This is a genomic window from Clostridium sp. LIBA-8553, assembly GCF_057782465.1.
The window spans coordinates 1639367-1662501 of record NZ_CM173489.1; the positions used below are offsets into that span (position 1 = coordinate 1639367).

General features: G+C 28.5%; 17 protein-coding genes. 13 read left to right on the plus strand and 4 right to left on the minus strand.

Features of this window, described 5'->3' with window-relative positions:
• Positions 1-27 precede the first annotated feature (27 nt).
• The 3 genes from AC2JAQ_RS07290 (at position 28) to miaB (ending at position 3522) form a co-directional block, all read left to right on the plus strand.
• Positions 28-804 (plus strand): class I SAM-dependent methyltransferase, encoded by a 777-nt coding sequence (locus AC2JAQ_RS07290; protein WP_488458617.1) that lies wholly within the window; start codon positions 28-30, stop codon positions 802-804.
• A gap of 212 nt (positions 805-1016) precedes the next feature.
• On the plus strand, positions 1017-2000 hold the full coding sequence (locus tag AC2JAQ_RS07295) for a linear amide C-N hydrolase (RefSeq protein WP_488458618.1): 984 nt from the start codon (positions 1017-1019) through the stop codon (positions 1998-2000).
• Positions 2001-2178: 178 nt separating this feature from the next.
• Entirely contained in the window at positions 2179-3522 is a 1344-nt protein-coding gene (gene miaB, locus AC2JAQ_RS07300; protein ID WP_488458619.1) for a tRNA (N6-isopentenyl adenosine(37)-C2)-methylthiotransferase MiaB, read from the plus strand.
• A 45-nt stretch (positions 3523-3567) separates the two neighbouring features.
• On the opposite strand, the gene AC2JAQ_RS07305 is transcribed toward miaB, so the two are convergent.
• Positions 3568-4863 (minus strand): acetyl-CoA hydrolase/transferase family protein, encoded by a 1296-nt coding sequence (locus tag AC2JAQ_RS07305; RefSeq protein WP_488458620.1) that lies wholly within the window; start codon positions 4861-4863, stop codon positions 3568-3570.
• 304 nt (positions 4864-5167) lie between these two features.
• Here AC2JAQ_RS07305 and ppcA point away from each other — a divergent pair, with 304 nt between their 5' ends.
• From ppcA to AC2JAQ_RS07350, 9 genes are all read left to right on the plus strand, one after another.
• Positions 5168-6781 (plus strand): phosphoenolpyruvate carboxylase, encoded by a 1614-nt coding sequence (ppcA, locus tag AC2JAQ_RS07310; RefSeq protein WP_488458621.1) that lies wholly within the window; start codon positions 5168-5170, stop codon positions 6779-6781.
• 1095 nt (positions 6782-7876) lie between these two features.
• The gene (gene pflB, locus AC2JAQ_RS07315; RefSeq protein WP_488458622.1) at positions 7877-10111 is read left to right on the plus strand and encodes a formate C-acetyltransferase; all 2235 of its coding nucleotides are present in this window, start codon (positions 7877-7879) and stop codon (positions 10109-10111) included.
• Positions 10112-10187: 76 nt separating this feature from the next.
• Positions 10188-10895, plus strand: coding sequence for a pyruvate formate-lyase-activating protein (pflA, locus tag AC2JAQ_RS07320; RefSeq protein ID WP_488458623.1), 708 nt, complete (start codon positions 10188-10190; stop codon positions 10893-10895).
• A 131-nt stretch (positions 10896-11026) separates the two neighbouring features.
• The gene (mutS, locus tag AC2JAQ_RS07325; protein WP_488458624.1) at positions 11027-13762 is read left to right on the plus strand and encodes a DNA mismatch repair protein MutS; all 2736 of its coding nucleotides are present in this window, start codon (positions 11027-11029) and stop codon (positions 13760-13762) included.
• A 34-nt stretch (positions 13763-13796) separates the two neighbouring features.
• A complete protein-coding gene (gene mutL / locus AC2JAQ_RS07330; protein ID WP_488458625.1) occupies positions 13797-15854 on the plus strand; it encodes a DNA mismatch repair endonuclease MutL in 2058 nt (685 codons plus the stop codon).
• 17 nt (positions 15855-15871) lie between these two features.
• Positions 15872-16804, plus strand: a complete 933-nt coding sequence (miaA, locus tag AC2JAQ_RS07335; RefSeq protein ID WP_488458626.1) for a tRNA (adenosine(37)-N6)-dimethylallyltransferase MiaA — start codon at positions 15872-15874, stop codon at positions 16802-16804.
• A 42-nt stretch (positions 16805-16846) separates the two neighbouring features.
• Positions 16847-17089 (plus strand): RNA chaperone Hfq, encoded by a 243-nt coding sequence (gene hfq / locus AC2JAQ_RS07340; RefSeq protein WP_003460455.1) that lies wholly within the window; start codon positions 16847-16849, stop codon positions 17087-17089.
• A 103-nt stretch (positions 17090-17192) separates the two neighbouring features.
• Complete coding sequence (locus AC2JAQ_RS07345) at positions 17193-18473, plus strand: methionine gamma-lyase family protein (protein WP_488458627.1); 1281 nt, start codon at positions 17193-17195, stop codon at positions 18471-18473.
• A 183-nt stretch (positions 18474-18656) separates the two neighbouring features.
• Positions 18657-19562, plus strand: a complete 906-nt coding sequence (locus tag AC2JAQ_RS07350; protein WP_488458628.1) for a hypothetical protein — start codon at positions 18657-18659, stop codon at positions 19560-19562.
• A gap of 53 nt (positions 19563-19615) precedes the next feature.
• Here AC2JAQ_RS07350 and lexA read toward each other — a convergent pair whose 3' ends face one another.
• Positions 19616-20227: a transcriptional repressor LexA gene (gene lexA, locus AC2JAQ_RS07355; RefSeq protein WP_488458629.1), complete on the minus strand. Its 612-nt coding sequence runs from the start codon at positions 20225-20227 to the stop codon at positions 19616-19618.
• Between the two features lie 240 nt (positions 20228-20467).
• On the opposite strand from lexA, the gene AC2JAQ_RS07360 reads away from it, so the two are divergent.
• Positions 20468-20857 carry a hypothetical protein gene (locus AC2JAQ_RS07360; RefSeq protein ID WP_488458630.1) on the plus strand — a complete coding sequence of 130 codons (390 nt, stop codon included), beginning with the start codon at positions 20468-20470 and terminating at the stop codon, positions 20855-20857.
• 106 nt (positions 20858-20963) lie between these two features.
• Here AC2JAQ_RS07360 and AC2JAQ_RS07365 read toward each other — a convergent pair whose 3' ends face one another.
• Entirely contained in the window at positions 20964-21971 is a 1008-nt protein-coding gene (locus AC2JAQ_RS07365) for a tyrosine recombinase XerC (RefSeq protein ID WP_488458789.1), read from the minus strand.
• 832 nt (positions 21972-22803) lie between these two features.
• On the minus strand, positions 22804-23022 hold the full coding sequence (locus tag AC2JAQ_RS07370) for a DUF3892 domain-containing protein (RefSeq protein WP_488458631.1): 219 nt from the start codon (positions 23020-23022) through the stop codon (positions 22804-22806).
• Positions 23023-23135 lie beyond the last annotated feature (113 nt).

The window sequence follows — 23135 nt, forward strand, 5'->3', positions numbered from 1 at the left end:
ATAGAAAATAATAAAGGAGTATGGGGAATGGATATAAGAAAATGTAATGAAATTGCTTGGGATAATGAAGTCAAATTAGGCAATAAATGGACAATACCATTAACTACAAAGGAGGTTTTATTAGCTAAAAAGGGGATTTATAAATTATTACTTACACCTAATAAAGAAGTTCCTAAGGAATGGATTGGAGATGTAAGAAATAAAAAAGTTCTATGTCTTGCATCAGGTGGTGGACAGCAAGGTCCTATATTTTCAGCATTAGGAGCTGATGTAGTGGTATTTGATAACAGTAAAGAACAATTATCTAAAGATGAAATGGTATCAAAAAGAGATAACTTAAAAATCACATTAGAGCATGGTGATATGAGAGATTTATCAAGATTTGACAATGAAGCTCTTGATTTGATTTTTCATCCTATTTCTAACTGTTTTATTGATGATATTGAAAGAGTATGGAATGAGTGCTATAGGGTTTTAAAGGTAGGTGGAACTTTGATATCAGGCTTTATAAATCCACTTGCATATATCTTTGATCTATATGAATGGGAAAAAAATAATAAACTTGTTGTAAAAAATACAATACCATATTCAGATATAGAACAACTACCTAGAGAACAATTAGAAGAAAGACTAAATAATAAAGACACCTTAGAATTTGGACATTCCTTACAAAGTCAAATAGGAGGACAAATTAAAGCTGGATTTATGATTTCTGGTTTTTATGAAGATATTTTAGGGGAAGGGCTATTAGATAAACATATTTCAACTTATATAGCTACTAAAGCAATAAAATTAAAATTTTGATTATTTATATAAAGAACTTTTTAAATTAATAAAAATAAAAAAATACTATATATATCATAAAAAAAGTTATTTATTATGACATATATAGTTAAAAAAATACAAAAATTTTGGTTTTTAATATACATATATTAATTTAGTGCAAATTGACAATAAATATATGTAGGTATACTCTAAAAATATAATTTTTAATTATTTTTGAGGAGATGATTTAAATGTGTACTCACATACATATTTCAAGTAGTAAAAATAATTTTTATTGGGGAAGAACTTTGGATACATCATTTAATCCCTTTGATGTTGATTCAAAAGTAACTATTGTACCTAAAGATTTTATATTAGAAACACAAAGTAAACCTTGGAAAACAAAATATGCTTTTTTAGGTATAAATTTATCAGGATCTACCCTATTTTTTGATGGGGTTAACGAAAAAGGTCTTGCTGGAGGACTTTTATTTTTAAATGCATGCACATGGGATAAGAAAGAAAATATAGAAAAACAAGGACTTACAGCCATTAATAGTGGTGAAATAATTCCTTGGATCTTAAGTAACTTTGAAAGTGTTAGTGATATAAAAAACAATATATCAAAAGTTGTAGTTACTTCTGATGATATTCCTTCATTAGGTGAGCTAGGAAAAGGAAATCCTATTACTGCTCATTATACTTTCACAGATAAGATGGGTGAGTCAGTTGTATTAGAACCAACAAACCATGGACATTTTCGTGTTTTTGACAATACTGTAGGAGTAATGGCCAATGATCCAACGTTTGATTGGCATATGACTAATTTATCAAATTATATCCAAGTTCAAGGATTTAATAAGCAACAAAAGAATTTAAATGAAAAAACAGTTATTACACCAATTTCAAATGGTACAGGTATGCTTGGATTACCAGGTGATTATACTTCACCATCAAGATTTGTACGTGCAGCATATTTAAGAAATCTTACAGGTTATGTTAGTGATGAAGAAGCACCAGCTCGTTTATTTAGTCTTTTAAACTCTGTTTGGGTTCCAAAAGGAGTTGAACGTTTCATGGAAGATAGAGATGATTCAGACTTCTCAAGTTATATGTGTGCATATGATCAAAATTTAGGAAAATTATATTTACGTATCTTTAATCATCTAGATACAATGGAATTCTCTTTAGAAAATGTTAAAAAAGACGAATTAGTAACTTATTCAGTTAGATAAAAAGAAATAAAAAAAGTCTTAGAAATAAGGCTTTTTTATTTTGCTTTTTTAGCTTTATTAAAGGTGAATAAATAAGCTAGCTATATTTAGGTATAAAATATAGAAAATTCAATCTTTAAATACGAATAAATTTTATGCTATAATACAACAGATAACAATTTTAATTGGAGGAAAAGACATGACATTAGATAATAACATGGATAAAAAACTTTTCTGTATTTCTACATACGGATGCCAAATGAATGAAGAAGATTCAGAAAAACTATCAGGAATGTTAAAATCTCAAGGATATGAGAGAACTGAAAATAAAGAAGAGGCTTCTATAATAATCTTTAATACATGTTGTGTAAGAGAAAATGCTGAAAATAAGGTTTTCGGTAATCTTGGACAACTTAAACAATTAAAGAGAAAAAATCCTAACTTAGTAATAGCAATTTGTGGTTGTATGATGCAACAAGTAGGTATGGCAGACAAAGTCTTAAAAACTTTCCCTTATGTTGACATAATATTTGGAACTCATAATGCACACAAATTCCCAGAATACTTACATAGAGTACTTCAAGAAGGAGTTCAAGTTAAAGAAATATTAAATAAAGAAGAAGGTATTGTTGAAGGATTACCTATAGATAGAAAAAGTGATGTTAAAGCTTTCGTTACAACAATGTACGGATGCAATAACTTCTGTACTTATTGTATAGTACCTTATGTTAGAGGAAGAGAAAGAAGTAGAAAGTCTGAGGATATCATAAAAGAAATAGAAGAGTTAGTAGCTAAGGGATATAAAGAAATAACTTTACTAGGTCAAAATGTAAACTCATACGGAAAAGGTCTAGAAGAGGATATTGATTTTGCAGGACTTTTAAGAAAAGTTAATGAAGTAGAAGGATTAGAGAGAGTTAGATTTATGACATCTCACCCTAAAGATTTAAGCTACGATGTAATTAAAGCTATAAAAGAATGTGATAAACTTTGCGAACAAGTACACTTACCAGTCCAAAGTGGATCATCAAGAATATTAAAAGAGATGAACAGACACTACGACAGAGAGTATTATTTAGATTTAGTTAAGAAAATTAAAGCTGAAATTCCAGATGTTACTTTAACAACTGATATAATCATTGGATTCCCAGGAGAAACTGAAGAAGATTTCTTAGATACTTTAAGCCTTTGTGAAGAGGTTGGATATGATTCAGCATTCACATTCATATATTCAAGAAGAAATCATACTCCTGCTGATAAGATGGAAAATCAAATTCCAGATGATATAAAACATGAAAGATTCAATAGATTAGTTGAAGCTATAAACAAAAAAGTTATATTAAAGAACAAAGAATATGAAGGAAGAGTTGTAGAAGTCTTAGTTGAAGGTCCAAGTAAAAATGATGAAACTAAGATGACTGGAAGAACTAGAAACGGTAAATTAGTTAACTTTGCTGGAGATGAAAGCTTAGTAGGAAAATTAGTTGATGTTAAAATAGTTAGAGCACAACCATTCTCATTAATTGGTGAAATAGTAGAATAATTTTAAAAAAAGGCTTTATCATAAATATGATAAAGCCTTTTTCTTTTATATATTAAAATAGTTCTTGTAGTATTTCTCTAACTCATTTCTAAATTTAGGATGAGCTATGCTTATAAGAGCTTCAGCTCTTTCTTTTAGTGTTTTGCCTCTTAAATCGGCTATTCCATATTCAGTAACAATATAATGAATATCATTTCTAGATGTTGTTACAGCTGCTCCATAATCTAATTTAGGAACTATTCTAGATATTGAGCCTTTAGATGCAGTAGATGGCATAGCTATTATTGATTTTCCCTCTTCAGCCATACTAGTACCCCTAACATAATCAACTTGTCCTCCGACACCACTAAATTGTTTTCCTCCTATTGATTCTGAATTTACTTGCCCAAATAAATCTACTTGTATGCAAGAGTTGATAGAAACCATTTTATTATTCTTAGACACAATAATAGGGTTATTAACGTAATCAACAGGATACATTTCGACTACAGGGTTATCATTTACAAAGTCATAAAGTTTTTTTGTACCCATCATAAAGGTAAGGACTATTTTATTTTTGTGAATACTTTTCTTCTTGTTATTAATAATACCCTTATTAAACAAGTCTACAATACCATCAGAAACCATTTCAGAATGTATTCCTAAATCCTTCTTATCATGTAAAAACATTAAAACTGCATCTGGGATTGCTCCTATACCAAGCTGTAATGTAGAACCATCTTCGATTAACTTAGCACAGTTTTCACCAATAGCTTTTTCTACATCATTTATAGGCTTTGGTTTTAATTCTGGAAGCGGGTAATCAACTTCAACAATATAATCAATGTTAGATATATGAATAAAATTATCTCCTAAAACCCTAGGCATATTAGGATTTATTTCTGCGATAACAATTTTGGCACATTCAGAGGCAGATTTTGTATAGTCACAAGATGTGCCATAACTACAATACCCATGTTCGTCAGGTGATGAAAGTTGGAGTAAACATACGTCAATTTGCAAGTAATCCTTCTTAAATAATTTAGGAATTTCAAAAAAGAATGATGGAGTATAGTCAGCAAACCCATCTTGAACAGCCTTTCTAGTATTGGCATTAACAAATAATGCATTGTGTCGTATATGTCCTTCCATTTCTTTTTTTGTATAGTCTCCTTTACCTAGAGATACTAAATGAAGTATCTCTAGGTTTTTAAAGTTCTTATAGTTAAGAACAAGTTCATCTAATAAAACTCTTGGCTCAGCAACAGCATGGCCTGTTACTATTCTTGAATTAGATTGAATTTTATTTATAGCCTCCCTAGCAGTAACTTTTTTTGAATTATAAAGTTCCTCCCAGTTCATATTACCTCCTAAATAAAAGATAGCTTCTAATAAATTAATATGATTTTTAAGAGCATAATATAATTGATACTATTTAAATAATTATTTACACGAATTATATTATTTTAAATAATATTATAATTCGTAATATATAAAACGTAAAAATTTGTAGTTTTTTTATTGAAATATTTCTTGCAAATATAAAATGCAAGTTATTTTTTTAAAAAATTGCATTTTTATTTTTAAAATACTTGATTTTAATAAATTGTTGCAATATAATTAACTTGTAAATTTCATTTTATAATAAATAAAAGGGGGCTGTATTATGAAGATACCTTGTTCCATGATGACACAACATCCGGATAATGTGGAAACTTACGTTTCAATACAACAAGAACCAGCAGAGGCTATAAAGGGATTAACTCCACAAGATAAAGGTGGATTAGGCATAGAGGAAGTTATGATAGATTTTGAAGGGAAGTTAACACCTTACCATCAAACATCACAAATAGCATTAGGATTAATTTCAAATGGTATAATTCCTGGAAAAGATGTTAGGGTTACACCTAGAATACCTAATGCAAATAAGGAATCAGTTTTTAGACAGCTTATGAGTATAATGTCTATAATTGAAACTAACGTTCAATCTAAGGAATTATCAGGAGTACCTGCGATTTCAGAGGTTGTTGTTCCTATGATTGAAACAGGAAAAGAAATTTCAGAATTTCAAGATAGAGTTAATTCAGTAGTAGATATGGGGAATAAAAACTACAAAACTAAATTAGATTTAAATAGTGTTAGGATAATACCTTTAGTTGAAGATGTACCCGCACTAGTAAATATAGATAAAATATTAGATGAACATTATGAAATAGAAAAGAGTAAAGGAAATGTTCTAAAAGATCTTAGAATAATGATAGCAAGGTCAGATACTGCCATGTCTTATGGATTAATATCAGGAGTTTTATCAGTGCTTATGGCAGTTGACGGAGCTTATAAATGGGGCGAAAAACATGGAGTAGCTATAAATCCTATATTAGGTTGTGGATCACTTCCATTTAGAGGACACTTCTCTGAAGAAAATATAGATGAAATCCTTGCTACATATAGTGGAATTAAAACTTTCACATTCCAATCTGCATTAAGATATGACCATGGTGAAGACGCAACTAAACATACTGTTAATGAGTTAAAATCAAAAATTGCAAAGTCAAAGCCTAGAAACTTTAGTGAAGAAGATAAAGATTTAATGAAAGAATTCATAGGAATTTGTTCAAAGCATTATCTTCAAACATTCTTAAAGGTAATAGATACAGTTTCATTTGTTTCAGATTTCATTCCTAAAAATAGAGATAGATTAACAAAGGCTAAAACTGGATTAGAATATAATAGAGAAGTTGCAAATTTAGATAATGTAGCTGATTTAGTTAAAGATGAAAAACTAAAAGCTGAAATACTTAGCATAGATAATACTAAGGAATATACAGTTCCAAGAGCTATATCATTTACAGGAGCTATGTATACTTTAGGAATGCCACCAGAACTTATGGGAATGGGTAGAGCATTAAATGAAATAAAGACTAAGTATGGTCAAGAAGGAATTGATAAGCTTTTAGAAATTTACCCAATATTAAGAAAAGACTTAGCATTTGCAGCTAGATTCGCAAATGGAGGTGTTTCTAAGAAAATAATAAATGAAGAGGCTAGACAAGAATATAAAAATGATATGAAATATGTAAATGAAATTCTAGTTCTTGGTTTAGACTATGAATTCTTAAATGAAAATGAATTCTATCATACTTTACTTAAAACTACTAAACCTATAATTATGCACCTTATGGGACTTGAGGAAAATGTAATGCGTAGCAAGACAGAAGAACTTAAAATCCTAAATGAGTGGATAGTAAGAATGGGTAAAGTAAGAGGAAGTATAGGTTAGAAGAGTTTGGCTTCATTTAGATATATGGACTTTTATTAAATTTACTCATAGCTAAAAAAAGCCAATAAACATAATTTTGTGCCAATAAATAATTTCAATATAATACCGATAAATAAACAAATTTATCGAAGTCTTATGACACTTCTTATTAGTTAGTTTTTTACTGATTAGTAGGATGTGTCTTTTTATTATGACTAGAATATCGCAGAAGAACAGACATAAATTATTAGATACTTTTATAACAGATTATAAATTTAGGCTAAAAGTAAAGAACTGATTATAGATTGATTAAAAGAATTTAAGAATATAATTATTGAAAGCATAAATTTTGCTAGAGTCTACATTAGAACAAGTTTGGCTATTAATGTTATAATATAGTAAAAATTAAAGAAAGAAGATGAAGATAATGTATGGAAATCCTGAAGGAGCATTAATATTATTATTTATAATTATTTTAAGCTTTATTCCAACAACTTTTATTTTATATTGCTTAAACAAGGCCAAGTTTAAAGAGTTGATAAAATGGATATTTAATATTAAGTGATTATATTATCTTTACAGAGATTTAAATATATAATTAAATCAATAAATAATTTAACCTTTAGGAGGACTTAATAATGAAAAAAGATTTTATTTTAAATGATTACTATTACAATATTGTCATGTTTTATTCAATATAATATTTCTATAAAAATATTATATTGAAGGAAGGTATATATGGGGTTATTTAGTAAAACAATATTTACAGTTCCATATAGACATTTTAGAAAAATATAAACAAGTAAAAGATGAAGATACCCTAAAGAGTATCTTCATCTTTTATTACTCAGAAAATGTTTTCAATAGTAAAAATATGTTATTTTTATTTTTAAATTATTAAGTATATGAAAATTTTAAATATTTAATATTTATATTTTCTTAAAAAGAACTTATAATCTAAGTAATTAGTTTATAATTCGATTTAAATCTTAATAAATTAACAAGTATTTCCTGGGAAAGTGTTGAAATTGGTTATCAACTACTTTACAAGCAATTTAAAATATGTTAGATTTAAATTGATAAAGATTTTCAATTAAGAAAGAGGGGATATACCATATGTTTAAACAATGGGAAGGTTTTAGAGAAGGAGCATGGCAAAACGGAATAGACGTTAGAAACTTCATTCAAAAGAACTATACTGCATATGAAGGGGACAAGAGTTTCTTAGAAGGAACAACTGAAAAAACTGATGCTGTTTTAGAAAAAGCTCAAAAATTAATAATAGAAGAAATTGAAAAAGGTATTATAGATGTTGCTACAGATAGAGTATCTGGAATAGATAAATATGAGCCAGGATACCTAGATAAAGATAACGAAGTTATCGTTGGTTTCCAAACAGATGCACCACTTAAAAGAATTGTAAATCCTTTCGGTGGAATGAGAATGGTTGAAAGTTCTTTAAAAGAATATGGATATGAATTAGATAGCAATATAAGAGAACACTTCAATGACTACAGAAAAACTCATAACCAAGGTGTTTTTGATGCATATTCAGCTGAAACAAGAGCTGCAAGATCTGCTGGTCTTTTAACTGGTCTTCCAGATGCTTATGGTAGAGGAAGAATCATAGGTGACTATAGAAGAATTGCTCTTTATGGTATAGATTATTTAATAGAGGAAAAGAAAAAAGATTATGCTAACATATCATTTGAAAGCGAAGGTTCAGTAGAAGAGTACATTCAATTAAGAGAGAATGTTTCAGAGCAAATCAGAGCTTTAGGTGAAATAAAATCAATGGCTGCAAGATATGGTTTTGATATATCTAAACCAGCTTCAAATGCTAAAGAGGCTGTTCAATTTTTATACTTTGGATACTTAGCTGCAGTTAAAGAAAATAACGGAGCTGCAATGTCTTTAGGAAGAACTTCTACTTTCTTAGATATCTTCATAGAAAGAGATCTTCAAGCAGGAACTTTAACTGAGTTAGAAGCTCAAGAATTAATAGATCAATTCATAATTAAATTAAGATTAGTTAGACATTTAAGAACTCCTGAGTACAATGATTTATTCGCTGGAGATCCAACTTGGGTAACAGAAGGTATCGGTGGTATGGGCATCAATGGTAAGCCATTAGTAACTAAGAACTCATTCAGATATCTTCAAACTTTAATTAACTTAGGACCTGCTCCAGAACCAAACATGACTGTTTTATGGTCAGATAGATTACCAGAAGGATTCAAGAAATTTTGTGCTGAGGTATCAATAAAAACTGACTCAATTCAATACGAAAATGATGAGTTAATGAGACCTATGTATGGAGATGACTACTCAATAGCTTGTTGTGTATCAGCAATGCAAATTGGTAAGCAAATGCAATTCTTCGGAGCTAGAACTAACTTAGCTAAAGCGTTACTTTACACTATAAATGGTGGAGTTGATGAGAAGTCAGGAAAAGTTGTAATCAAAGGTTTAGAGCCAATAACTGATGAAGTTTTAGATTATGATAAATTAAGAGCTAATTATGATAAAGTGTTAGAATATGTTGCTAAACTTTATGTAGATACAATGAATGTTATCCACTACATGCATGATAAGTATGCTTATGAAGCTGGACAAATGGCTTTACATGATACTCATGTAGGAAGATTAATGGCATTCGGAATAGCTGGTTTATCAGTTGTAGCTGACTCATTAAGTGCTGTTAAATTCGCTAAAGTTAAACCTATAAGAGAGAATGGAATTGCTGTAGACTTTGAAATTGAAGGTGAATTCCCTAAATACGGAAATGATGATGATAGAGTTGATGATTTAGCTGTAGAAATTGTTAAGAAGTTCTCAGATGAACTTAAAAAACATCCTCTATACAGAGGTGCTAAGCACACATTATCAATTTTAACAATAACTTCAAACGTAGTTTATGGTAAGAAAACAGGTTCAACTCCAGATGGAAGAAAGGCTGGAGAAGCATTTGCTCCAGGAGCTAACCCAATGCACGGAAGAGATAATAGTGGAGCTCTAGCTAGCTTAAACTCTGTTGCTAAGATTCCTTACTGTGAAGTTTGTGAGGATGGAGTATCAAATACATTCTCAATCGTTCCAGATGCTTTAGGTAAAGAAGAAAATAGCAGAATAGATAACTTAGCTGCTATCTTAGATGGTTACTTCAAACAAGGTGCTCATCATCTAAATGTTAATGTATTTAACAGAGAAACTTTAATGGACGCTATGGAACATCCAGAAAAGTATCCAACATTAACAATCAGAGTATCAGGTTATGCTGTTAACTTCAACAGATTAACTAGAAATCAACAACTAGAGGTTATAAGCAGAACATTCCACGATTCTCTATAATCTTATATAATAAAGGAGAGATAAGAGTTTCTTATCTCTCCTTTTTAGAATTTTCACTATAAGGAGGGACAACATTATGATAAAAGGAAGAATTCATTCATTAGAAACTATGGGATTAGTAGATGGGCCTGGTATAAGATTTGTAGTGTTTATGCAAGGATGTGGTATAAGATGCGCTTATTGTCATAATCCAGATACTTGGTGTAAAGATGGAGGTACTGAATACACTCCAGAAGAGCTTGTAAATAAAATTAAACGCTTTAAAACTTATTTCAATGCATCAGGCGGTGGAGTAACTTTTTCAGGTGGAGAACCTCTTCTTCAACCAGAATTTTTACTAGAATGTTTAAAACTATGTAAGGCAGAAGGAATACATACTACAATAGATACTGCTGGCGTTGGACTAGGTGATTATGAAGAGATTCTTAAGTATGTTGATCTTATATTATTTGATGTAAAGGAAACAAATCCTGAAAAGTATAAGAGTTTAGTAGGTGTTCCTATAGATAGATCTTTAGAATTTTTAAAAATTGCCCAATCTATGAATAAGAAAATGTGGATAAGGCATGTTGTAGTTCCTGGGTATACAGATAACAAAGAAGATTTAATGAGAATAAAGAACTTTGTAGATGGTCTTAATAATATAGAAAAGGTAGAACTTTTACCTTATCATGTTTTAGGTGTAAATAAATATGAAGGGCTTAATATTCCGTATAGATTAGAGGGGATTCAACCTCTAGATAAAAATTGGTTAAAAGAACTTGAAAAAGAAATATTTAATTAATATAATTATTTAGATAAAAACTAAAGTCTAATTTTAGGCTTTAGTTTTTTCTTACATAAAAAATATGTTAGAATAATTAGTATGACATAATATATAAATACATAAATTAAGAATTTAATGGAGGTACTGAAATGGCGTTGACTCCAATGATGAGACAATATTTTGAAGTAAAAGAAAATTATAAGGATTGTATATTATTCTTTAGACTTGGAGATTTCTACGAGATGTTTTTTGAGGATGCAGAAACAGCTGCAAGAGAATTAGAATTAGTTCTTACTGGTAGAGATTGTGGTTTAGAAAAAAGAGCTCCTATGTGTGGAATTCCATTCCATGCATCTAATTCATATATAGGAAGATTAGTTGCAAAAGGATATAAGGTTGCTATTTGTGAGCAAGTCGAAGATCCAAAAGTTGCTAAGGGAATAGTTAAGAGAGATGTTATTAAGGTTATAACACCAGGAACATATACAGATTCTTCTTTTGTTGAAGAAACAAAAAATAACTATATAATGACTATTTATGCAGATTTAAATAGAAATAAGTGTTCATTAGCCATAACAGATATTTCAACAGGAGATTTCTTAGCTACAGAAGGCGATTTAGAAAAGGGAGTTATTCTAGATGAAATATCTAATTTTAATCCTAAAGAAATCATACTATTAGATTCTTTAGATCAAGAACTTATAAGAGATATAACATTAACTACTTCTGCCTTAATCAGTAGAAAATCTGCTGATTATTTTGAAGAGAACTTTGAAGCGGTATTAAGACAACAATTTGGTGAAAAAGTAGATTCTCTAAGTTTAATGCTAAAGAAATCAAGTAATGCTTTAGTTAAGTACATACTAGATACTCAGAAAATAAGCTTAACAAATATAAATGATATAGAAGTATACAGCTTAGTTGATTTTATGACTATAGATTTAAGTTCTAGAAGAAACTTAGAGCTTACAGAAAATTTAAGAGAAAAAAGCAAAAAAGGTTCTCTTCTTTGGGTTTTAGATAAAACTGAAACTTCTATGGGAAGCAGAATGCTTAGAAGATGGATTGAAGAACCTCTTGTTAATAAGGAGAAGATAAACTTAAGATTAAATGCTGTAGAGGAATTATTTAATGATCTTTCTTTAAATGATTCTCTTAAAGAAGCTTTACATGATATTTATGATATAGAAAGAATATTAGGTAAGATTTCAAATAAAAATGCAAATGCTAAGGATTTAATTGCTTTAAAAACATCTATAGGAAAAATACCTAATGTTAAAAGTATTATAGAAGGTTGTGATTCAAATCTTTTAAGAAACTATCATGAAAATTTAGATGATTTAAGAGATATATATGAGCTTCTTGAAAAATCAATAAAAGATGATCCTTCTTTAACAATAAAAGATGGAGATTTAATAAAAGATGGTTTTAATAGTGAAATAGATGAATTAAGACTTGCTAAAACTAACGGTAAAGATTGGATATCAAATTTAGAAAGTAGAGAAAGAGAATTCACTGGAATAAAATCATTAAAAGTAGGCTTCAATAAGGTATTTGGATATTATATAGAAATATCCAAAGCAAACTATTCTTCTATACCAGAAGGAAGATATATAAGAAAACAAACATTAGCTAATGCTGAAAGATTTATAACTCCAGAGCTTAAGGAAATAGAAGAGAAACTTTTAGGAGCTAGTGAAAAACTTTGTTCTTTAGAATATGATATATTCTTAGAAATAAGAAATGAAGTTGAAAATCATATAGATAGATTAAAAACTACTGCTAAGATAATAGCTGAGTTAGATTGTATAAGTAACTTAGCTTTCGTAGCTTTAGAAAATGACTTTGTAAAACCAGAAATAAATGAAGAGGGAGAAACTAACATAGAGAATGGAAGACATCCTGTTGTTGAAAAGGTAATACCTAAAGGAGAATTTATTCCTAATGACACTATTATAAACAAAGATGATAATCAGCTTCTTATAATAACAGGACCTAATATGGCTGGTAAATCAACATATATGAGACAGGTAGCTATTATAACTTTAATGTGCCAAATAGGTTCCTTTGTACCAGCTAATAAAGCTAATATAAGTATAGTTGATAAAATCTTTACTAGAATAGGTGCTTCAGATGACTTAGCAGGTGGTAAAAGTACATTTATGGTTGAGATGTGGGAAGTTTCAAATATTCTTAAAAATGCTACAGAGAACAGTTTAGTTCTTTTAGATGAGGTTGGAAGGGGTACTAGTACTTATGACGGTTTAAGTATAGCTTGGTCTGTTATAGAGTATATATGCAAAAATAAGAATTTAAGATGTAAAACTCTTTTTGCTACTCACTATCATGAATTAACTAAGTTAGAAGGAGAAATTCACGGAGTTAAAAACTATTCAGTAGCTGTTAAGGAAGTTAATAATAATATTATTTTCTTAAGAAAGATTATAGAAGGTGGCGCAGATCAATCTTATGGTATTGAAGTTGCTAAACTTGCAGGTATTCCAGACGATGTAATAAATAGAGCTAAAGAGATTCTAGAAGCTCTTGAAATGGAATCTTCAAAAGATAATTTAGATATAGCTCTTAAGGAATCAAAAACTTTAAATGAAGAAGTTAAGGAAGCTGCTATTACAACTTCTTACAAGGTTAAAGAAACAGTAGAATATGATGATAATAAAATTGATGTTAAAGAAGAAATTATATCATCAACTTCAAGCACTAAAACTATTAAAAATGAAGATGATCAAATACAATTAGATTTTTCTGCTATAGGAAAGGAAAATTTAATAAAAGAACTTTCAGAAGTGGATATTTTATCATTAAATCCTATGGATGCTATGAATAAGCTATATGCTCTAGTTAAGGAAGCTAAAAACTTAATTTAGATTATTAGCTTAAAGGAAGGAGCTGTGAGAGATTTTGAATAGAATAAATATTTTAAATACAGATACAGCAAATAAAATAGCAGCAGGAGAGGTTGTTGAAAGGCCCTCTTCTGTTGTAAAAGAACTTGTAGAAAACTCTTTAGATGCAGGTTCAAAGAACATAACTATAGAAATTCAAAATGGTGGCGAATCTCTTATAAAAATAATAGATGATGGGGCTGGAGTTCATCCAGAAGATGTGGAAAAAGCTTTTAATCCTCATGCCACAAGTAAAATTAAAGATACTTACGATATATTTAGTATAAATACTCTTGGATTTAGGGGGGAAGCTTTACCTAGTATAGCTTCTATATCTAAAGTAAACTTTAAAAGTAAAATAGAAAATGAAGATATGGGAAAAGAAATCATAATTAGCGGTGGTGAAAAAGAGTCTTTAATAGATTGTTCTATGAATAAAGGAACTCAAATAGAAGTTAAAGATTTATTTTTCAATGTCCCTGCTAGAAAGAAATTTTTAAAAACAACAGCAAGGGAAAGTGCATTAATAAATGATTTAGTGAACAGAATTTCTTTAGCTAATCCAGATGTATCATTTAAATTATTTAATAACAATAAAAAGGTTTTAAGTACTTATGGTAATGGAAAGTTAATAGATGTTATAAGGACTATTTATGGTAAATCTACTGCTGAAAACCTAATATATTTTGAAGAGCATAAGGATACAGCTTCTGTTTATGGCTTTATAGGTAATGATACTTTAGCAAGAGCTTCTAGAAACAATCAAAGTCTCTTTGTTAATAAAAGATATGTTAAAAATAGAAGTTTAACAGTAGCTGTAGAAAATGCTTTTAGATCATTTAATGTAACTGGGAAATTTCCTTTCTTTGTTTTATTTATAGATACTTATCCAGAACTTATAGATGTTAATATACATCCAACAAAATCTGAGATTAAGTTTAAGGATGAGCGTTTTATATTTAAGACTGTCTTTGATGCTGTTCACTCAGCCATGAGAGAATATGTCAAGGATACCTTCACTCTTCCTGAGGAAGAAGAAAGAAAGTTTGAAACTTTAAAAGAAGAGGTTATTCAAGAAAGTTTAGATAATGAAATAAGTACTTTAGAAAGATTAAAGGAAAATGTAATCTACAAAGTTAATGAAGAAAGAAGAAGAGAAGAATTAGCTCCTTATAAAACTTCAAGCAATGAAGAAAATAAAACTGAAGTTCAAATTCCAGTGGATTTTTCTTTTAGACAAGAAAAACAAGAAGTTTTAAGTAGTGCTTTAGATAATAAAGAAAGTTTATCTACCATAAATAAAAAAGAATTTTCTTATGAACCAGTACTTATTAAAAATGAAATTAGGGATAAAATAAGTGAAAATCATACTATTAATTCATTTAAACCTTCTTTAGCTCAAAATGAATCAATAGAAATCTCAAATTCTTCTATTGAAAATAATAAGAATGATAAAAGTTGTAATGAAGAGGAAATAGTTTATAGGGAGGCTAAATTTCATAGATTAAAAGTTATAGGTCAATTTAATAAGACTTATATACTTGCTGAATATGATTCTACTTTGTATTTAATAGATCAGCATGCAGCTCATGAAAAAATACTTTTTGAAAAGTATTCAGAAGATATTTCTAAAAAGAAAGTTGAAATTCAACCTTTAATGATTCCTTTAGTAGTAACTCTGCCTACTGAAGATTATCTTTATTATGATGAGAATAGGGATATTTTTGAAAAGGCTGGATTTAGAATAAGTGATTTTGGTGATAATTCAATAAGAATTGAAGAGGTTCCATACTTTTTAGATAAGTTAAACCCAACAGATTTAATAACTTCTATGATAAACAACTTAAAGAAAATGGGTAGTGGTGAAACTATAGAGGTTAAGTATAATAAGATAGCTTCAATGTCTTGTAGAGCAGCAGTAAAGGCTAATGATGTTTTATCTATAGTAGAGATGGAAAACTTAATAGAGGATTTAAGATATATAAAAGATCCTTTTCATTGTCCACATGGACGTCCAACTATAATTAAATTTACTAGTTATGAATTAGATAAGAAATTTAAAAGAATAACTTAAGGAGAGAGACAGTTTAAATGAATAATGATTTACTTATTATTGCTGGGCCAACAGCTGTAGGAAAAAGTGACCTTTCAGTAGAACTAGCAAAGAAGTTAAATGGAGAAGTAATCTCTGTTGACTCTATGCAAATCTATAAATATATGGATATAGGATCAGCAAAGATACCTAAAGAAGAAATGGGAGGAATTCCTCATTACTTAATAGATTGTGTTGATCCTCATAAAGAATTCAGTGTGGCCGAGTTTAAAGAATTAGCTACAGAAAAAATTAAAGACATTCAAAGTAGAGGAAAACTTCCTATTTTAGTAGGAGGCACAGGGCTTTATATAAATTCAATTATATGTAATATGAACTTTGCTGAAAGTGATAAGGATGAAGCTTATAGAGAAGAACTTGAAAAAATAGCAGAGGAACATGGTAATGAATATCTACACGAGATGCTTAAAAATATTGATTTAGAAAGTTATAATTCTATACACTTTAATAATAGAAAAAGAGTTATTAGAGCTTTAGAAACTTATAAATTAACTGGAAAACCATTTTCATCTTTTAAAGCTAAGAATAGTATTTATGAAACTTCATATAATATATATTATTATGTACTTAATATGGATAGGGAAAAGCTTTATGATAGAATAAACAAAAGAGTTGATATAATGTTTGAAAAAGGTCTTTTAGAAGAGGTTAAAGCTCTTAAAGCTATGGGACTTACTGACGACATGCAATCTATGAAAGGCATAGGATATAAAGAAGTTTTGTATTATCTTGATGGAAAAATATCTTTAGAACAATGTATAGAGATGATAAAACAAGGTAGTAGAAATTATGCTAAACGTCAACTTACATGGTTTAGAAAGGATCCTAGGGCCATATTTATAGATAAGGATAACTTCGCTTCAGAAGAAGAGATTTCTATCAAAATTATTAATGACATAATAAAGGCTTAGGTTTATAATTAAGTTATATTAAAATTTATGGAGGGCAATAGAATGAATAAGTCAATCAATAACCTACAAGATATATTCTTAAACAATGCAAGAAAGGAAAGAATACCTGTAACAATCTTTTTAGTAAATGGGGTTCAATTAAAGGGTATCGTTAAAGGGTTCGATAGTTTTACAGTAGTTTTAGATAGTGATGGGAAACAACAACTTGTTTATAAGCATGCTATAAGCACAGTTTCACCAGCTAAACCTATTTTATTTAATAATGCACAAGTTTTTGATAATTAAATATATAGAGAAAAATAGGTAAACCTTTGGTGGTTTGCCTATTTTTTTTCTATATGATAATATTTATAAATGTACGATATTTTAATAATGCGGGGGTATAATAATGCTTAATGCAACTATAGAATTACTAAAAAACCAATATGGTTTCACAGATGAAACTTTAAAGCTTTATAATCAAGCTATAATTGATGTAGAAAATGAATTTAAAATATATAATGAGATAAGAGAATATAATCAATTAAAAGTTCTTAAAGCTTTCCAAGAGGAAAGAATTTCAGATAGTCATTTTACTAATTCAACAGGTTATGGATATGGAGACATTGGAAGAGATACTTTAGATTTAGTTTATGCTAGAATTTTTAATGCTGAGAAAGCTTTAGTTAGACCACACTTCGTCAATGGAACTCATGCTTTAGGAACAGCTTTATTTGGTAACTTAAGACCAGGAGACACTATATTAGCTGTTACTGGTAGCCCATATGATACTTTACATAGTGTAATTGGTATAAGTGGAGAAGAAAACATAGGCTCATTAAAAGAATATGGAGTTAACTACAAACAAGTAGATCTTGTTGATGGAAAGATTAACATAGAAAAAGCTTTAGAGATGATTAAAGAAGATGATTCAATAAAGCTAATACATATGCAAAGATCAACTGGTTATGGTTGGAGAAACGCTTTCCAAGTTAAAGAGTTAGGCGAAGCTATAAAAGCTATTAAAGAATTAAGAGAAGATTTAATAGTATTTGTTGATAACTGTTATGGAGAATTTATAGATATAATAGAGCCTACAGATGTTGGTGCAGATTTAATGGCGGGTTCATTAATTAAAAACATAGGCGGAGGAATTGCTCCAACTGGTGGATACATAGTAGGAAAAGAAAAATACGTAGAGCAAGCATCTTATAGACTAACTGTACCTGGTATAGGAGCAGAGTGTGGATGTACTTTTGGAGTTATGAAAGATTTCTATCAAGGATTATTCTTAGCTCCTCATGTTGCAATGGAAGCTTTAAAGGGCGCTATATTCTGTTCTAGAATAATGGAACTTGCAGGTTTTGAGGTGCTTCCTAAATATACAGATAAGAGAAGTGATATAATTCAAGCTATAAAATTCAACGATAAAGAAAAACTTATAAAATTCTGTAAGGGTGTTCAATATGCATCACCAATAGATTCTTTCGTTGAATGTGAACCATGGGCTATGCCAGGATATTCAGATGAAGTTATTATGGCAGCAGGAGCATTTATCCAAGGTTCATCAATTGAACTTTCAGCAGACGCACCTATAAGAGAGCCTTATATAGCTTATTTACAAGGTGGATTAACTTTTGATCATGCTAAAATAGGTGTATTAATAGCTCTAAATAATATTTTTAAATAAAATTTTAATTTAGTTGTTAATATAAAAAATTGAAACTTTACTTTAAACGCTTTAAGTTTTATAACTTAAGGCGTTTTTTATGGAATAAATTTCTTAAATACTGTATAATCAAAATATAGTAATATTACGTATTACAAATATAATATTACTAAATGTATTACATAAAGAAAGGTTGGCATAGTTTTGGAGGAGAGTAGAAACAAAGAATTAAAAGTAAAAAGTTTCAGAGTTACTGAAGAAACTTTCGATAAATTTAAAAAAATAGCATCTGATGAATTTGGGAACCAAGGACAGTGTTTAGATGCCTTAATAGCCTTATACGAATTAGAAAATTCTAAATCAACGCTGATAGAAAGAAAGTTAGAAATAGAATCTTTTCAGGATTATCTAAATAAGATAAATCAATTATTTTTAACATCTTTACAAATGAGTGAGGATGCAGGCAAAAGAGCAGAAGAGGAATTTGTAAAGAAACTTTCTATAAAAGATGTAACTATAGAGAGAATGCAAAGAAGAGAAGAAGAGTTTATAGAAAGAGACAAATCTTTAAAAGAAGAAAATAAAGCTAAAATAAAAGAAGTTGATGAGCTTAAAGAAACTATTAAAATATTAGAAAAAGATAAGAGTACTTTATCTCAATTGGTATCTAGAAACTATGATTTAATAGAAAAAAACAAGGAGGAAATAGCATCTCTAAAGCCTTTAGAATCCTTAAAAGAGGAAAATGAAGAGATGAAAAGAGCGTTGGAAAAAGAGAGAGACTTTATAAAAGAACAAGAATCTCATATAAAATCTTTAGAATTAGAAAAAGATTCCTTAAAAGAAAGAATAAATTTCTATGTAGAAAAAGAAAACTCTTATAAAGAAGAGGTAGAATCTTATAAAAAGCTTATAGAAGCCATGAGAAATGACCACAAGAAGGAGTTAGAGTTATTAGAGGATAAATACTCTAAAATGGTAAAAAAAGAGTCTGAGAAGCTTAGAGAGGCGTTTGATAATAGATTAGAATTAGAAAAGAGAAGTTTGGAGTTAGATATAAAAGCTTTAAAACACGAAAAGGAGGTTTTAGAAAGCAAATTAAATTCCTAAAATAAAAAATAATAAAACAAAAAAGAAAGCACCAAATGATGCTTTCTTTTTTGTTAATACGCTCTATATATTCCTACTAATTTACCTAAAACGGAACAGTCTGGAACTATTATAGGTTCATAATTTTTGTTTTCCGGTTGAAGTCTTACAAATCCATCTTCTTTAAAGAATCTTTTTATAGTTGCTTCATTCTCTATTAAAGCTACTACAATATCACCGTTTGAAGCTACGTTTTTTTGTTCTATTATTGCTAAATCACCATCTAATATTCCTGATTCTATCATACTGTCTCCAGTAACTTTTAAAATAAACAAATCATTATTATGCTTAACGTAGTTTATAGGGATTTGAAACATATCTTCTATGTTTTCTGTAGCTAAAATAGGCATACCAGCAGTAACCTTTCCTATAATAGGTATGTCTATAAGCTCTTTTTCTTCAGTGGATAATTCCACTATTTCTAAAGCTCTTGGCTTAGTTGGATCTCTGTATATTAATCCTTTTTTCTCTAATCTTTTTAAATGTCCATGAACAGTTGAAGTTGATTTCAAACTAACAGCTTGACATATCTCCCTAACTGAAGGCGGATACCCCTTTGATTTTGTAAATTCAACTAAAAAATTATATATTTGAGTTTGTTTATCTGAACTTTCCTTAACTATCATAGTAATTGCACCTCACGATTCTTTGGTAATATTATATCATATGAATAGGAACATAGCAAACTTATGTTCTCATATCTAAAAAATTATAAGATGATTTATAAAAAAGAAAAAATTAAAATTTGTTTTCTAGAAAGAATAAGGAAATAAGGATATTTTTAAGTATAAAAATGAGTTTTATTTGATAAAACTCAACTTATTTGTTATAATGAAAAGATGATTTTCAAATTAAGAGGTGACTTTATGGATAAAAAAGTGTTTAATAACGATGATTATTGCGATGTATATAACGGGAAAATTTGCGACAATTGTGGCGATTGTTTAGAGATGCAAGGGGTAGATACAAAAGCTATAAAAATAGCGGATATAGCAAAAGAAGTTGAAGAGAATAAAAAAATAGAAGAAGCTTTAAAAAAGCTTACTGAAGAAGAAAATAAAGAAGTAGAAGATGATGTTGAAGAAGAACTTACAACAGAAACTTGGGAAGAGTATTTAGCTAGACAAGACGAGTATGAAGATGCTTTTGATCATATAGAATACCTTGAAGATATAGATTTAAATGATGATTTAACAATGGAAGAGATGACAGAAGAAGTATTCCCAGGGGTTAGAAAGCTAAAAATAAAAGAGTAGTTTTATAGATAAAAATGCTAAAAATACGGGTATAGAACATATGTTCTATACCCGTATTTTCTTTATAATTTTAAGTTATTAAACGTAAAAATCCAAGCAAATTAAGCTATTTAATATTAGCTAAAGGGTTGGTGTTAACAGCCTTTCTTAGAGTTTCATCATCTACATGGGTATAAATTTGAGTGGTAGAAATATTTTCATGCCCTAAGATATTCTGCAAGCTTCTTATATCTACATTTCCATACTTATACATTAGCGTAGCAGCTGTGTGTCTAAGTTTATGAGGGGTATATTTTTGATCTTTAAACCCTGCATTTTCTATATGTTTTTTAACTAACATTTCAACACTTCTTTTATTTATAGGTCGATATTTGCTAGATAAAAATAGATATTTTTTAGCTTCTTCCGTAGCCTTTGAATCATTTCTATTTTTTAAATAACTATCTATAGCAGAAATTGAAGCCTCATTTAAATATACAGTTCTTTCTTTGTTACCTTTACCTATGATAGTTAAGGTATCTCCTTTGATTTTTTCTATTTGTATGTTACAAAGTTCTGATAATCTCATTCCACAATTTAAAAATAGAGTAAGTATACAGTAGTCTCTATAGTAATTTTTGTTTGTTTTATCCATTGAATTTAACACGGTTATACTTTGATCTAGAGTTAAATAAACGGGATGTCTTTTATTTATTTTAGGTGATTCTAATTCTACAGTTGGATTTTCATCTATTATTTTTATTTTTGAATTTAAAAACTTAAAGAAAGACTTTAATGTAGCAACTTTTCTTGCTCTTGCATAAGCGCTATTATTTCTTACTTTTTCTAAAAAAGCTAAAAATGCATATATATCAGATAAGGTTATGTCTTTTATAAAATTATCACCTAGCTCAGAAACTTCAACTTCCTCAATTTTTTCTAATTCAATATTATTTTCTAAACCTTTATATACTTTTAAAAATTTAAAAAATAATCCTAAGTCAACTGAGTATCCTTTTATTGTATTCAAAGATTTACCTTTTACATTTTCTAGGTAATTTAGAAACTCAATAACTCGTTTTGGATACTTCGATTTCTCTATAAAATCAAATTTAAGATTTTTGTTTTTGTGCAATTCATCGTTTGATTCGTTTTTAAAATTTAATTTTTCAACAGAATTGATATCTTTTTCTACTTCTAAAAGCTTGTCCATACCAAGTTCTTTTAACCATCTTTTTATTATTCTTTGATTCATCTTATATATATCTGCTAATTGTGTAATACTAAAATTTCTTTTAAAAATTAAAATATAAATGTCTTCAATTAAATCTTCGTAATCACGTTGGATATTTTGAGAATCGTAATAGTTATATATATGATCTAGATTGGTTAAATCATCATTACTTAAATTGATATTGAGTAATTCTTTAATTTCCTGTGAGTATTGAAAATTTTCGAATTGATTTTGTTCATTATTCATAGTCTAAAATCCTTTCAAAGCCTTGATATGACTATATTGTAGCATATTTGCTCAAAAAACGCAACAACTTCGCTAAATGTATATTTAGCGAAGTTATAAATTGAGGATATTTTAAGAAAAACATATTGTGTTTGAAAAACAATTTTAAAAATGAATTTCTAGTTATGTTTTGACCTAATTTGCAATTTTGATTTTCGACTCAACTTTCTAAAATAAAATGTTACATATTAATTTTATAACCGTAATACTATGAGTAATACGTATATATGTATTACAACAATACAATTAAAACAAGTTATTTTAATTATGACCATTTTTCAAAATAATATACATGATAAACTAAAAAAACGTAATATTTATTACAACACAAATATATATTTAAATCTCTCACTATTCTAATATCGTTTTCAGATATTAAGATGATAATTAAAAGGAAGCTAACTATATTTTTTAGCTTCCTTTTAATTCTTATACTATAAAGATTTAATTATGATAATTCATCTAAGTTATTGTTTTCTTTTCCATCAGGAATACTTCTTAAATAAGCTTCACCTTTTTTAGAATGAGAAATTATAACACCATCAATCATTCCCTCTTCTGCAAGTTTTACACCCTCAGCTTTTGAAACAGTTTTTCCATTACTTAAAACGTAATCTGTAATTTCTCCATTACTATCCTTTTTTACTTTAACTATAGAATCTGACATAAATTATCACCTTCCTTTACTATTATTTTGCATGTATTTTCAAAAAATATTCTCTGTAAAAAAATATTTTTCTTTGTTATAATTATTATATAAAAGGTTTACATAAATGAGAG